Raw genomic sequence first — 14,681 nt, 5'->3', positions numbered from 1 at the left:
AGAACGTGTCAAATGACTGGTTCCAAGGCAGGTGAAAGATGACAACCGCTAGCCAACATGCCGTGAGTTCTCCCGATTCTGGTTGTGCCGAGGCAGCGTCGGCAGGTAATGTCGCTCACATGAAGATTCTGATCATCGAAGACGATCTTGAAGCGGCGGCTTACCTAACCAAGGCGTTTCGCGAGGCCGGCATCGTTGCCGATCACGCGAGCGACGGCGAGAGCGGTCTCTTCATGGCCACCGAGAACACTTATGATGTCGCCATCATCGATCGCATGCTTCCTCGTCGGGACGGGCTGTCTGTTATCAGCGAATTGCGCCGCAAGGGCGTGCATACGCCGGTTCTGATCCTTTCTGCGCTCGGCCAGGTTGACGATCGTGTCACCGGCCTGCGTGCTGGAGGTGACGACTACCTGCCGAAACCCTATGCCTTCAGCGAGCTTCTTGCCCGTGTCGAAGTACTCGGCCGCCGCAAGGGAACGCCGGAGCAGGATGTCCTCTATCGTGTTGGCGATCTGGAACTGGACCGCCTCTCGCATGAGGTGCGCCGTGGCGGCAAGGAAATCCTGCTGCAGCCGCGCGAATTCCGTCTCCTGGAATATCTGATGAAGAATGCCGGCCAGGTCGTCACCCGCACCATGCTGCTCGAAAATGTCTGGGATTATCATTTCGACCCCCAGACGAACGTCATCGACGTCCACGTTTCGCGCCTGCGCTCCAAGATCGAGAAGGATTTCAGCCAGCCGCTGCTGAAGACTATTCGTGGCGCCGGCTACATGATCAAGGACGAGGGATGAGTCGCTTCCGCGTCCTCTTCAAGTCCACCGCAGTCCGCCTTTCCGCCCTCTACATCCTTCTTTTCTCGCTTTGCGCCGCGACGCTGGTCTTCTATGTCACGGCCATGTCCGAACGGCTGCTGACGGGGCAGATACGCGATGCCGTCCAGCAGGAGGTCAGTCAGGTCAAGCGTGCCTATGACATCGGCGGCCTGAACCTGCTTCTGCGCACCATGGAGCGCCGTGCCCGCCAGCCGGGTGCTAATCTCTATGTCATTGCGGGTCCTTCCGGTGACATCCTGGCTGGCAACGTCGCTTCCGTACAGCCAGGCGTGCTCGGGCAGGCCGGCTGGACGGAGCTTCCCTTCTCCTACGAGCGCTACACCGACGCCTCCAACGATCCGGAGCGCCGTCATCTGGCAATTGCCAATATCTTCATTCTCGACAATGGCTTGCGTATCCTCATCGGCCGCGACCTCGGCGAGCCGGAGCGCTTCCGCGTGCTGGTGCGTCAGGCGCTGATGCTGGCACTGGCGATTATGGGGCTCGGCGCATTGGTCATCTGGTTCGGTATCGGCCGAAACGCGCTGAAGCGTATCGACCGGATGACGGATGCGGGCCGCAAGATCATGGCGGGCGATCTCTCGCAGCGCCTGCCAGTCGGCGGTTCCGGCGACGAGTTCGACCGGATGTCGGCGTCGCTGAATGCCATGCTCGAGCGCATCGAGAAGCTGAACGAAGGGCTGCGGCAGGTCTCCGACAATATCGCCCACGACCTCAAGACCCCGTTGACGCGCCTGCGCAACAAGGCGGCCGATGCGCTCGACAATGCCGACAGCGAAGGCCGCCGCACAGCGCTTGAGGGCATCATCGGCGAATCCGATCAGCTGATCCGCACCTTCAATGCGCTCCTGATGATTTCCCGCGTCGAGGCGGGTTCCGTGGCCGCAGAAATGACCGCGGTCGATCTTTCCTCCATCGTCGCCGATACGGCCGAACTTTACGAGCCGGTGGCGGAAGAGGCGGGCCTGGCGCTCACCGCCGAGATAGAGCCGGAAGTCGAAGTGCAAGGAAACCGCGAGCTGATCGGCCAGGCGCTGTTCAATCTCATCGACAATGCCCTTAAATATGCGTCGGGCTGCAACGGAAAACCGGCGATCACGTTCAAGCTGGCGCGCGCGAGTGACGCTGTGACGCTCGCCGTTGCCGATCATGGGCCGGGCATTCCTGCCCATCAGCGTGCCGATGTGGTCAAGCGTTTCTTTCGGCTGGACGAAAGCCGCTCCAAGCCGGGAACCGGGCTTGGCCTTGCGCTGGTGGAAGCCGTGATGGAGTTGCATGGCGGCCGGCTGGAGCTTTCCGATACCGATCCCGAAAATCCAGCCGCCAAGGGATTAACGGTCACCATGATCTTCCCCATGCAGAAACAATAGGTTAATCCTGCGGTATCCGCTTGCTGTTTGGGGAGAACTGCATGACGACGACGCAAAGCGATTTGCTGCGGGAGGTTTCTGCCGGGCGGCTGCGGGCGTTGAACCAGACGGAAACGAAGTCTGTACTGGCGGATCTCAAGCAGATCGCGGGAGGCGAGCCCGTCATTGCCGATCTGCTTGGGGGCGAAAGCGCGTTGCGGGATTTTGTCGTCGCTGCCCTCACTCTCTCTCCTCATCTGCGGGAAACCGCCAATCTCGAACCGTCTCTTCTGGTCGCCGCCATCGAGAAGCCGCTGTCGCCGCAGATCGAAGCATTGGTCCAAGAAGCTCGGCAAGCCTGGCTGCCGGGGGAGGACGGGGGAGTTTCGCCTTCCGAATCCGAGGTGATGAGCCGCCTGCGCATCGCCAAGCGCCGCGCTGCCTTTCTCATCGCACTCGCCGATCTCGCTCGCATTTATGATGGCAAGCAGACCACCCGTTGGCTGAGCCGGCTCGCCGAGGCCTCTATTTCAGCGGCCATCGACCATCTGCTGCTGTCGTCGCATGAGGCCGGCAAGATCACGGTTCCCGATCCCGCCATTCCGAGCGAAAATTCCGGCCTAATCGTGCTCGGCATGGGTAAGCTCGGAGCGGAAGAACTTAACTATTCCTCCGATATCGATCTGGTCGTCTTCTTCGATGAGACCGCGGGCATCGTTCCCGATCCCGACGATGCCATCGACATTTTTCCACGGCTGATGCGGCGGCTGGTGCGGATCCTGCAGGAGCGCACGGCAGATGGCTATGTCTTCCGCACCGATCTTCGTCTGCGCCCCGATCCCGGCTCGACGCCGCTCGCTATCCCTGTGGACGCGGCGATGATCTATTACGAGGGTAGGGGGCAGAACTGGGAACGCGCTGCCTTCATCAAGGCGCGGCCCGTCGGTGGCGATATCGCCGCCGGTCAGGCCTTCATCCGCGATCTCGTGCCCTTCGTCTTCCGCAAATATCTGGATTATGCCGCGATATCGGACATCCACTCCATCAAGCGGCAGATTCACGCGCATAAGGGACATGGCGCGATCGCGGTCAAAGGTCACAACGTCAAGCTCGGCCGCGGCGGCATTCGCGAGATCGAGTTCTTCGTGCAGACGCAGCAGTTGATTGCCGGCGGGAGAATGCCGGCCTTGCGCAGCCGATCGACGGAGCAGACGCTTGCCGAATTGACCGAGGCGAAGTGGATCGATGCGGAAACCCGCGACGAGCTGACATCGGCCTACTGGTTCCTGCGCGATGTCGAGCATCGTATCCAGATGGTGCGGGACGAGCAGACGCATCTGCTGCCGGAAACCGATGCCGAGCTGAGGCGCATCGCCTATATGATGGGCTTTGCCGATGTGTCGGCTTTCTCCGAAGCGCTGGTGACGACATTGAAGACGGTTGAGCGCCGCTATGCGCGCCTCTTCGAACAGGAAACCAAGCTGTCGAGCGAAACCGGCAACCTCGTTTTCACCGGCCAGGGCGACGATCCGGATACGTTGGAGACGCTGCGGCGCCTCGGCTTCGAGCGACCGTCCGACATCGCCAATGTCATCCGAACCTGGCACTACGGCCGGTATCGCGCCACGCAATCCGTCGAAGCGCGCGAGCGGCTGACGGAACTGACGCCGGAGCTGTTGCGCGTCTTCGGCGAAAGCAAGCGGGCCGACAAGGCTTTGTTGCGCTTCGACAGCTTCATCTCCGGCCTGCCGGCCGGTATCCAGCTCTTCTCGTTGCTCGGAACCAATCCGGCGCTTCTCTCGCTCATTGTCAACATCATGTCGTCGGCACCTAGGCTTGCCGAAATCATCGCGGCTAAGCCGCATGTCTTCGACGGCATGCTTGACCCAAGGCTCATGGCCGAGCTGCCGACACGCGATTATCTCGCCGTACGGCTGAAAAGCTTCCTTGCCCCGGCGCGACATTATGAGGAGACCCTCGACCTGCTGCGCATCTTCGCCTCCGAACAGCGCTTTCTGATCGGCATTCGCCTGCTGACGGGCGCAATTGGCGGAACGATGGCGGCGCGCGCCTTCACCTACCTTGCCGATCTGATCGTCGAGGCGGCGCTGGATGCTGTCATGAAGGAAATCCGAGCGGCGCATGGGGAATATCCCGGCGGCCGTGTCGCGGTCGTCGGAATGGGCAAGCTCGGCAGTTTCGAGCTCTCGGCCGGTTCCGACATCGATATCATCCTGCTTTACGATTACGACGACGCGGCCAGTGAATCCGATGGCCCGAAGCCGCTCGATGCCACGCGCTATTTCACCCGCATCACGCAGCGCCTGATCGCGGCCCTTTCGGCGCCGACGGCCGAGGGCGTACTCTACGAGGTGGACATGCGTTTGCGTCCTTCCGGCAACAAGGGGCCGGTCGCTACGCGCATCAATTCCTTCGAGAAGTACCAGCGCGAGGAAGCCTGGACCTGGGAGCATATGGCGCTTTCGCGGGCACGGCTGATCTGCGGCGACGAGGAGCTGGTGAACGATGCGGAGCGCGTCATCGGCGAGGTTCTTTCGACAAAGAGAGATGTCGCCAAGATCGCTAGGGATGTTCGCGAGATGCGCGGCATGATCGAACAGGAAAAGCCGCCGGAGAGCATTTGGGATCTGAAGCTTATCCCTGGCGGGCTGATCGATATCGAATTCATCGCGCAATATCTGCGGCTGATCGCGTCGGTTCACGGCGTTGGCATCGATGCAAACGGCCTTAGCACGGCCGAAGCGCTGAAACTGCTCGGCGGCAGCCTGATGGATCGCAACGATCTGGACGTCTGCCTGGAGGCTCTGCAGCTCTATACGGAAGTGTCGCAGCTTATCCGGCTTTGCATCGACGGTACGTTCGATCCGAAAAACACGCCTTCCGGCCTGATCGAGCTGGTCTGCCGCGCCGGGGATTGCCCGGATCTCCGCACGCTGGAAGCCGAGCTGAAGCGCCTGTCGAAAGCGGTACGGAAAGTATTCCAGGCGACGGTGGGAAGCTGATCAGCTCTGATCCGGGATGCGGATTGCGATCACTGTGCCTATGCCCTCGCGGGAGCGGATGCGCATGCGGCCGTGATGCAAAGCGGTCAGTGAGCGCGAAATGGCGAGTCCGAGGCCGGAGCCTCCCTTGCTCTTCGCATATTGGCTCTGTACCTGCTCGAAGGGCTGGCCGATCTTGCTCATGGCCGATTTCGGAATGCCGATGCCTGTATCGGCGATAACGAGCATGACGGCATCCCCGATCCTGCGCGTGCGAACCGAGATACGGCCGCCGTCGTTGGTGAATTTCACCGCGTTGGATAGCAGGTTGAGCACGATCTGCTTCATCGCCCGACGATCGGCGCTCAGCTTGATATCGGAAGAAATGCGCTGTTCGACGAGAATGTTCTTCTGCGCCGCCGGAATGCGGGTGAAGCGCAGGCACTCTTCGATAAGCGGCGCGAGATTGATCCGCTCGCAGCTTAGCTTCATATGCCCCGCTTCGATCTTCGACATGTCGAGAATGTCGTTGATGACGTTAAGCAGATGCTTGCCGCTGTCGTGAATGTCCTTGGCATATTCATTGTAGCGGGCGGAGCCCAGCGGACCGAACATCTGATCCTGCAGGATTTCCGAGAAGCCGAGAATGGCGTTGAGCGGCGTGCGCAGCTCATGCGACATGTTGGCTAGGAATTCCGATTTCGCCTTGTTAGCGGCTTCGGCGCGTTCCTTCTCCGCAAGATAATTGGTGTTGGCAGTCGAAAGCTCCGCCTTCTGCTTTTCCAGAATGCGCCGTGATGCCGAGAGGTCGTTGATGGTCGCCATAAGCCGGCGTTCCGATTCGCGAAGCCGCTCCTGATTGCGCTTGAGTTGGGTAATATCGGTGCCGACCGAGACGAGGCCGCCGTCGCGGGTGCGGCGCTCGTTGATCTGCAGCCAGCGCTCGTCGGCAAGCTGCACTTCCGTCGTCTGCGAGTGATTGGAGCGGCCGGGATCGACGATACGGCGCTCGATGACCGGTCGCGCGGCAGCGGCATTGACGACGGCGCGCTCGGTGCCCGGCACGAGCACATTATCCGGCAGGCCGTATGCTTGCTGGAAATGAGCGTTGCACATGACCAGGCGATCGTTCTTGTCCCACAGCACGAAGGCTTCGGAAGTGCATTCGATGGCGTCGGCCAGGCGCTGATCGGCCTCTGCATAGCGCTGCGCCAGCCGATGCTGCTCAGTCACGTCCATGGCGATGCCGATCATGTGGACACGGCCGGAATTGGTCCGGATTACCTGGGCGCGAGCGCGCATCCAGACATAATGTCCCTTGGCATGGCGGATGCGCAGGATTTGATCCACCTGGCCGGCATTGCCGCGGGTGACGGTGCGGGCGAGCATATGCAGGCTGTTGTCGTCCGGGTGCATCAGCCGCGCCGCGTCCGTGAAGGCGAGCGGCCGGTCGGCGACCGGCAACCCGAGCATGTCGTACATCGACCGCGACCAGAAGAACTGGCGGCTGGTGAAATCGAAATCCCAGAGGCCGCAGCGCCCGCGCGACAGTGCCGTTTCGACTCGCAGGTTGGATTCGAGAAAGATTTCATCCGCATCCCGGGCGCGCTTCACCTGGGTGTAGTAGGCATAGAGAATGACGAGCAGGATGGAGGAGATGCCGGCAAAGAGCGTGACGTTCAGGGTCAGCTCGTCGCGCCAGAGCTTTTCGATCTCATCCATCGATGCGGCCGACAGAATGAAATCGCCTTTGTCGCCGATCAGAGAAATCGCGGCATAATAAGGCTCGCCGCCGATCATGGTTTCGATCACGCCGGCATGATCGCCGAAACTGCGGATGGCCGTCACTTCGGGAAAGAAGTCGGAGACCAGCATGCCGATATAGCCGGAGCCGGCGGCCGACGAGCCGAATACACGGCCGCTCGACTGCACCAGCAGGACGAAGGCACCGCTGTCCAGCCGATCCTGCGGCAGGTAGGAGGCGAGCTTCCGCTCCGCGCCGTTGCGGTCGCCGGCCTGGAACAGGCTGGCATCGTTCGAAAAGGCGGCGGCTGCCGCGGCGATGGAAAGCGAGGTCGTTCGGCGGGCGGAAGCCGCCATGCGGCTATGTTCCGTGATCATGCCGAAGAAATGCGAGGCGGCAACGACCATCAGGAAGGAAACGATGAGGACGGGGATGATGCGCTTGAGAATATGTTCCGTCTGCGGAAAACGACGCGAAATCGTCTCCATCCGCACTCCGGTTCGATCAGTAACGCCGCTATGCCAGGATTTCAGACCGTCGAAATTAACACGCAGCCGTCCATCGGCCGCGGTTGCCCGCCGCACGTCCACCATCGCTTTAGCCTTGTCCCTCGTGTGATTCGCTGCGCCGCTCGCCCGAATCTGCCTTAATGAATCATTCGTGATTCGGCTTGTCCAGAGGGTGCGGTAAAACTTTCTTAACCATCTGCGATTTCAGCATATTTTACACAAGCAGCGGTAAGTTGCACGCGTTCGGGACTCGTTGAAGCTGAAAAGGCCGATGCAAATCAGCCTTTGAAATCGGTGCGCCGGTTGATCGAAATCACTCCTTGAGGATGCGTTCGACGATGTCACGCACGTCGGTCGAAAGACCGGCGGCGCGCTCGATCCGCATCAGCGCCGAGCGGGCATGATCGGCGCGCACGGGTTCGAGCAACCGCCACGAGCGCATCGAGGTCAGGATGCGGGCCGCAAGCTGCGGATTGCGCTGATCGATCTCGAGGATTTCGTCGGCGAGGAAATGGTATCCGGCGCCGTCCGCCCGGCCGAAACCCGTGGGATTCGCAAAGACAAAAGTGCCAATAAGGGAGCGGACGCGATTGGGGTTGGTCCGTTTGAAGAGCGGGGTTTCCATGAGCAGTCGGATGCGCTCCAGCGCCCCAGCGCCCGGGATTGCCGCCTGAATCGCGAACCATTTATCGATGACGAGCGCATTGTCCGCGAAGCGGTCACGGAAATGCGCAAGCGCTGCCGCCGTCTCCGTCGTGTCGGGGAAACGCTGAGCGAGAATGGTCAGCGCGGCGCTGAGATCGGTCATGTTGTTTGCCGCATCATAGGCGGCCTTCACCCTTGCGGGCGTTTTGTCCAGCTGCGACAGATAGCCCAGTGCCGCATTGCGCAGGGCGCGGCGGCCGGCGCTTGCCGCGTCGGGGCTGAACGGTCCCGGCGTCTGCATGCCATCATAAAGCACGGTGAAGACGTCCTCTCCGGCTTCGGCGATGCGCTTGATGATTGTCTGGCGCGCTGCATGGATGGCATCGGGATCATTGTTGCCGCCAAGCTCGCGGGCAATGTCGGATTCACTCGGCAAGGCGAGCGCCTGAGCGCGGAAGGCCGGTTCCAGACTTTCATCGGCTGCGGCAGCCAGCAAGGCGTCGGTGAAGGCCGAGCCGCATGTTATGTCGGCACCCTGGCGGGCATCTCGTGTCGCCTGCAAGAGGTTGGGCAGGCCAAGATCGATCAGCGCCTGCCAGCGGGCGAAATGATCGGTCTCATAGCGGGCGATCAACGCGAGATCCTCAGTGCTCTGGCTGAACTGCAGATTGATCGGCGTCGAGAAGCTGCGATTGAGCGAGAGGACCGGCCGCGAGGGAATGCCGTGGAACGTCACCGTCTGCGTCTGCTTCGTCAGATGCAATACGTCGTCAGTAAGCTCCGCTCCGCTGACGGATGTCGGCGTGATGGGGGTGCCGTCTTCGGCGAGCAAGCCCAGGCGGAGCGGAATGTGCATCGGCTTTTTGACGGTCTGGCCCGGCGTTGCCGGCACCATCTGTTCGAGCGACAGGGTGAATGTCTTGGCATTGGCATCATAAGAGCCCGATGCGGTGACGAGCGGCGTACCGGCCTGATGGTACCACAGCGAAAACTGCGTGAGATCGCGGCCGCTGACATCCTCGAAACACCTGACGAAATCTTCGATCGTCACCGCCTGTCCGTCGTGCCGATCGAAATAGAGATCCATGCCTTTCTTGAACAGATCGCGGCCAAGCAGCGTCGCGATCATGCGGGTGACCTCGCTGCCCTTCTCGTAGACGGTCGTCGTATAGAAGTTGTTGATTTCACGGTATGTCGTCGGCCGCACCGGATGGGCAAGCGGGCCACTGTCCTCCGGAAACTGTTCCGATTTCAGATGGCGGACTTCGGCAATCCGCTTGACGGGACGCGAGCGCTGGTCGGCGGAAAACTCGTGATCGCGATAGACTGTCAGGCCTTCCTTGAGGCAGAGCTGGAACCAGTCGCGGCAGGTGATGCGGTTGCCCGTCCAGTTATGGAAGTATTCATGCGCGATGATGGCTTCGATATTGGCGTAGTCGGCGTCAGTTGCCGTCTCGGGATCGGCCAGGACGTACTTGTCGTTGAAGACGTTGAGGCCTTTGTTTTCCATCGCTCCCATGTTGAAGTCCGACACGGCGACGATCATGAAGATGTCGAGATCGTATTCGCGGCCGAATCGCTCTTCATCCCACTTCATCGAGCGCTTCAGCGCGTCCATGGCGTAAGTCGCGCGCGGTTCCTTGCCGTGCTCGACATAGATTTTCAGTGCGACCTCACGGCCGGACATTGTGGTGAACGTGTCCTCCACAACGCCGAGGTCGCCGGCGACGAGTGCGAAAAGATAACTCGGCTTTGGATGCGGATCGAACCAGGCAGCAAAATGCTTGCCTTCGCCATAGCCGGCGCCACCGAGGAAATTGCCGTTCGACAGCAGCAGCGGGTTTGCTTCCTTGTCGGCGATGATATTGACCGTATAAGGGGCGAGCACATCCGGCCTGTCGGGGAAATAGGTGATGCGGCGAAAGCCCTCGGCTTCGCACTGCGTGCAATAGATGCCGCCGGTGCGGTAGAGGCCCATCAACTGGGTGTTGGCTTCCGGATTGATGACGGTCGTGATCGTCAGTTCGAAAGGGGCGCTTTCCGGCAGGTTGCGAACGGTCAGGCTTTCTGGCGTTGCATCATATTGCGTGGCCGGAAGTTCGCTCTGATCGAGCAGCAGGCCGGAGAGCACCAGCTCGTCGCCATCAAGCACGAGCGGCGCATTCGCATCGACACCCTCGCGCCGATGGAATATCAGCCGCGTCTCTACCTTAGTTTCTGTCGGATGGAGATCGAAGGTGAGATCCACGCGCTCCAGAACGAAGTCGGTGGGGCGATAGTCTGCCAGATTGATGATCTGGCCGGTGTCTGTGCGCATGGTCTATCCTGATCAGGCTATGCTTTGGCGGGCACGGTCCGAAGCTTTCCTTCGAACCGAAAGTGGCCGCATCATTACATCGAAATCTGAACCAAAGTTAAAGTCATATCGCAACATCAATTTGTTTTGTTATGGCACGGTAAGTATTTGCTCGATGTGCCGCTCCCGTTTCAGCTATTCGAATGAAAAACAGAAAATCTGAAGCTGCATTTGCAGGTCAACAGTAGAATTGCTAACATAATGTTTAGGTTAAACATCATGGTTGTATTACCGTCAAATGTTGACCGTTACGGTAAGGAAACGATAATTTAAAGTAAATTATCGTTTAACCTCTTGCGATATCGGCAAGCTTGCATAACTATAGCATGCTATTAGATATCGGAATTATGATCGATTCCGGCAAGTTTGTTCATAAAAATGAAACATCAACTTTCTGCTGCTTTTTAAGAAGGGCGCCCAGGGAGGCCCGATTGAGTTTTCCCATCGAGCAACTTGCTCGCCATCCCAAGTTCGTAGCGTCCTTGCGCTTTCTCTCCGAGACATTGCGTAACCGTTACGACAACGGTCCGAGGATTGCGCGTATGCTCGCCTCACATCAGCGCTGGCTGCTAAGCCAATCCGCCTATGCGCTCCATCTTGAACATGATCCGGAGCATCCCCGCTCCGGGCTGACTGTCGTCGCGCTGCGTGACCTCATCACTCATTATCGCATTGCCAGCCGCAATACGGTCTTGAGTTTTATCGAGGAGTTGTTGACCTATCGCTTTCTGGAGTTGGCACCTGGGCCGGCTCGCCGCCCGCGGCGTTACGTGCCGACTGAAACCGCCTATTCGGGAATGTTCGGTTGGTATCTCGCCAATTTGGCGGCGCTCGATCTGATTGACGACGGCAGCCGCGCAGCCGCGCTCGTTGCCTCACCCATGCTCCTGGACCTAGCGCAGCCGCGTATGGCGCGCACCTGCCTGGCAGCCGATCTTTGGCGCGAACCGCCGGAGAGTGTCGGTCTGTTTCTTTGGACGGAATCCGGAGGTCTGGTCGTCGATTACATCATGTCGAGGCTCGAACTCGACGGGAAGGCGGGCGATCGGATCGATATCGGTCACGTCGATGCGCGCGCTTTGGCGACCCATTTCATGATATCGCGAACGCATCTGCAACGTATCTTGCGCAAGTCGGCTGATCGCGGCGATGTCGGCTGGTATGAATCCAAGAAGACCCAGATGTGGATCTCGCGCAATTTTCTCGATCAATATTGCGGCTGGCAGGCCATAAAATTGGCGGCGGTCGATGAGGCCTTTGCCTGGGCGCAATCAGCCTCCCGAGGCTGATCCCGATCCTTAAAGTGGGATGCTGGCTGCCGCACTTCGTGCGTGGAAGGTGCCGTCTTTGCTGACGTTGCGCGCACGCTCGAATTCTTCGGCGGCGCGAACCGCCGCGCCGATATGGCCGACGGAATCGAACAGGGCGATGAATGGACGCAAACCCGAAGACATGGTGTCGTTCCTGATACTCAAACTTTTTAGCTGGATTGCTGGCCTAGTCGCGCCTGTCGGTTAGCAGGCGCGGAAATCGGCGAAGATCGTCGTCGGGCGGCTCACACGAGCCGACAGCCCGGTGCCTCGCGCGGTCATCTGCTCATTGGCAGCGATGCCGAGGTTGCGATGTCCATTTGACGCGCGCACGGGCTCCAGCGCGCGGCGCAGGGTATCAAACCCGCAGTGGATAGGACGAAAACGTGCAGTCATGGCCTTGGTTCCTTTCGAGATTCCTCCCAAGACACCAGCATATATTGCAATGCAACATTGATTCCGCAATGCACAACAGAGGAGAACTGCCATGCGAAAAATGCATGACCATAATCATATTTCGTTAGTAATTGGGAGAATCAGCCTAATATTTCAGCGGCGATATAATTCTTGAAGGTAAGAAGATCGCTCCAGGCTAGCCGCTTGTTGACCGGCGCGGTCAGTAATTCCTGGGGATGAAGGCTGGCGATGGCCGGTATTGTTCGACCGGAAACGCTTATTTCCCGCCACTCTCCACGCAATCCATGGATGGTTTCAGTACTTCCGAAAAAGTGCCGGGCGGTGAAATTGCCAAGCAGAAGCACTGCCTTGGGCTCGGCCAGAGCAATCTGCCTTTCTATGAACGGACGGCATATCTCGATTTCGGGTGGGGAAGGGGCTCGGTTGCCCGGCGGCCGCCACGGAATGACGTTGGTCAGCAGGATCTCATCGCGCTTCAGGCCGATGGCGGCAAGCATTCTGTCGAGTAACTGTCCCGCGCGGCCGGCAAAGGGCGCCCCCTCACGATCGTCGTCGGCGCTCGGCATCGGCCCGATTACCATGATGCGGCCCTCCGGTGTGCCACTGGCAAAGATCGTCGAGCGTGCGCTGTTCTTGAGATTGCAGCCGTTGAAGGCTTCGAGTGCAGTTTTCAACTCGCTGAGTGACCGCGCGCTTTCGGCGGCGAATCGGGCCTGCTCTACAGCTTGCTCGTCAGGAATGGCGGGCGTCGCACGCGGCGGCGCTGCCGCTGGCTTAGCTGCCGGGCGGCGCTCGGTTTGGGGCCGCGCCGCAGGTGCTGTAGCTTCAGGCCGAGGCTGCGCTGCCCGCGCGCCCTGTCTAGCTGCGCGCATGGCCTCGAATTCGGCAAACCGATCCACCGGCTGATCTTCCAGCAGCCAGTCGACTCCGGCATCCGCATGGAAATGCAGGAGGGCGGCAAGTTCGGCCGGTGTGAGGTCGCTGGCGGAAATCATGCGCGAACTCTATCCAATGCGGCGCACGAGCGAAAGGGCAGGGTGGGCGCTATGTCAGGCCGTCCACTGGGCGATATCGTCGCGCTCGCCGATCAGGGCCAGGCCATGGGCGATGGACAGCAGTTCGCCGCCCGTCTCGATCCGCTCCTGGCCGAAGCGTTCCGTGAAGATGCGCCGAACGGCCGGCACGAAGGAGGTGCCTCCCGTCAGAAACACTTTGTCGATCGCATCGGGTGATGTGTTCGTCGTGGTCAGCACGTCGTCCAGCGCCCCTTCGATGCGGGCGAGATCGTCGGCGATCCAGCTTTCGAAGTCGGCGCGGCGAACGTGCTTGCGGCCGGCCTTTCCGAGCGGCGGGAAGTTGAATTCGGCCTCTTCCTCGCTCGAAAGCGCCATTTTCGTCGCCGATACGGCCTGATAGAGCGGATAGCCTTCGTCATGCTCGACGAGTTCGATGAAGGTCTCCAGCTTCTCCGGCTCCAGGCTGCTGCGCACCAGCGTCTTCAGGTCGGCATATTCGCGCGAGGTCTTGAAGATCGAGAGCTGGTTCCAGCGACCGAAGTTGGCGTAGTAAGAGGTCGGCACTTCCAAAAGCTTGTCGAAGCTCTTGAAGAAGCTGCCCTTGCCGATGGCCGGCGAGACGACGTTGTCGATCATCCGGAAATCGAAATGATCGCCGGCGATGCCGACGCCTGAATGGCCGATCGGCGTCGCCGTCAGCTTTCCGCCGTGGGTTTCGAAGCGGATCAGCGAATAGTCGGTCGTGCCGCCGCCGAAGTCGGCCACCAGCACGGTCGCATCCTTCTTCAGGTGTTGGGCGAAGTAGAAGGCTGCCGCTACTGGTTCGTAGACGTAGTGGATTTCCGGAAAGCCGAAACGCGCAAGAGCGGTGTTGTAGCGCTCCGTCGCAAGGGCAGGGTTTGGATTGGCGCCGGCAAAGTGCACCGGCCGGCCGGTAACGATACGCGAAACATTCTCCGGCCACCCCTCTCCGGCATAGGCGCGCAGACGGCGCACGAAGATTTCCATCAGGTCTTCGAAGCTGTGGCGCTTGGCGAAGATCAGCGTGCCCTGGAAGAGAGCGCTCGCCGCAAAGGTCTTAATCGACTGCAGGAAGCGACAGTCACCGGGATTGTCGATGAACTGTTGGATGGCCGCGTGCCCGGCTTCGACCTTGAGTGCGGCCGCGCCCAATCCCGGATCCTTCATGAAAGAGAGCGCGGTGCGCATGCTGTCCGCCGTGCCGGCAGCGCTGTTGAAGGCGACCGATTGTGTCGCGGGTCCATCGGCCATCGCCAGAACCGTATTCGTCGTGCCGAAGTCGAAACCAAGCGCCCGAGCCATGCCCGCACTCCCTTCCGTCCAAATTGTCTGGATTGGGGCCAAGCCCCTATGAGACGCTGACGCGCCCTGTCGCAAAGAGGGCGCGTCATGACATGGCTAAGCTTCAACTTCAAGCCGGGGTGATGCTTTTATTTTTGCCCGCAGCGACGTCAGCCGGCAGCCCTTCCGCAC

10 protein-coding genes are annotated in these 14,681 nt (G+C 60.2%); 4 read left to right on the top strand and 6 right to left on the bottom strand.

Annotated features, from left to right (window positions below; all coding sequences use genetic code 11):
* Positions 1-119 precede the first annotated feature (119 nt).
* The 3 genes from FHT73_RS07325 to FHT73_RS07315 are packed head-to-tail and all read left to right on the top strand — an operon-like array spanning position 120 to position 5,211.
* Positions 120-797: a response regulator transcription factor gene (locus FHT73_RS07325; RefSeq protein ID WP_015339233.1), complete on the top strand. Its 678-nt coding sequence runs from the start codon at positions 120-122 to the stop codon at positions 795-797.
* Positions 794-2,209, top strand: a complete 1,416-nt coding sequence (locus FHT73_RS07320) for an ATP-binding protein (RefSeq protein WP_183710631.1) — start codon at positions 794-796, stop codon at positions 2,207-2,209. The genes FHT73_RS07325 and FHT73_RS07320 overlap by 4 nt, the downstream gene beginning before the upstream one ends.
* A 41-nt stretch (positions 2,210-2,250) precedes the next feature.
* Entirely contained in the window at positions 2,251-5,211 is a 2,961-nt protein-coding gene (locus FHT73_RS07315; RefSeq protein ID WP_183710629.1) for a bifunctional [glutamine synthetase] adenylyltransferase/[glutamine synthetase]-adenylyl-L-tyrosine phosphorylase, read from the top strand.
* Here FHT73_RS07315 and FHT73_RS07310 read toward each other — a convergent pair whose 3' ends face one another.
* A complete protein-coding gene (locus FHT73_RS07310; RefSeq protein WP_183710627.1) occupies positions 5,212-7,527 on the bottom strand; it encodes a PAS domain-containing sensor histidine kinase in 2,316 nt (771 codons plus the stop codon). It abuts the gene before it with no gap.
* Positions 7,528-7,756: 229 nt separating this feature from the next.
* Positions 7,757-10,405, bottom strand: a complete 2,649-nt coding sequence (pepN, locus tag FHT73_RS07305) for an aminopeptidase N (RefSeq protein WP_183710618.1) — start codon at positions 10,403-10,405, stop codon at positions 7,757-7,759.
* Positions 10,406-10,875: 470 nt separating this feature from the next.
* Between pepN and FHT73_RS07300 the strand changes: the two genes are divergently transcribed.
* Positions 10,876-11,733, top strand: coding sequence for a hypothetical protein (locus tag FHT73_RS07300; protein ID WP_112335647.1), 858 nt, complete (start codon positions 10,876-10,878; stop codon positions 11,731-11,733).
* Positions 11,734-11,742: 9 nt separating this feature from the next.
* Here the strand turns inward: FHT73_RS07300 and FHT73_RS07295 are convergent, their stop codons facing one another.
* The 4 genes from FHT73_RS07295 to FHT73_RS07280 form a co-directional block, all read right to left on the bottom strand.
* Positions 11,743-11,898, bottom strand: a complete 156-nt coding sequence (locus tag FHT73_RS07295) for a hypothetical protein (protein ID WP_183710616.1) — start codon at positions 11,896-11,898, stop codon at positions 11,743-11,745.
* A 60-nt stretch (positions 11,899-11,958) separates the two neighbouring features.
* A complete protein-coding gene (locus FHT73_RS07290; protein WP_041677312.1) occupies positions 11,959-12,150 on the bottom strand; it encodes a hypothetical protein in 192 nt (63 codons plus the stop codon).
* A 140-nt stretch (positions 12,151-12,290) separates the two neighbouring features.
* Complete coding sequence (locus FHT73_RS07285) at positions 12,291-13,166, bottom strand: uracil-DNA glycosylase (protein ID WP_183710614.1); 876 nt, start codon at positions 13,164-13,166, stop codon at positions 12,291-12,293.
* Positions 13,167-13,220: 54 nt separating this feature from the next.
* Positions 13,221-14,510, bottom strand: a complete 1,290-nt coding sequence (locus FHT73_RS07280; RefSeq protein WP_183710613.1) for an Hsp70 family protein — start codon at positions 14,508-14,510, stop codon at positions 13,221-13,223.
* Positions 14,511-14,681 lie beyond the last annotated feature (171 nt).

It is taken from the genome of Rhizobium sp. BK098 (assembly GCF_014193155.1).
Classification (GTDB): Bacteria; Pseudomonadota; Alphaproteobacteria; order Rhizobiales; family Rhizobiaceae; genus Rhizobium.
The sequence above is the reverse complement of the archived record's forward strand: the minus strand, read 5'-3'. Positions and strand labels throughout refer to the sequence as shown.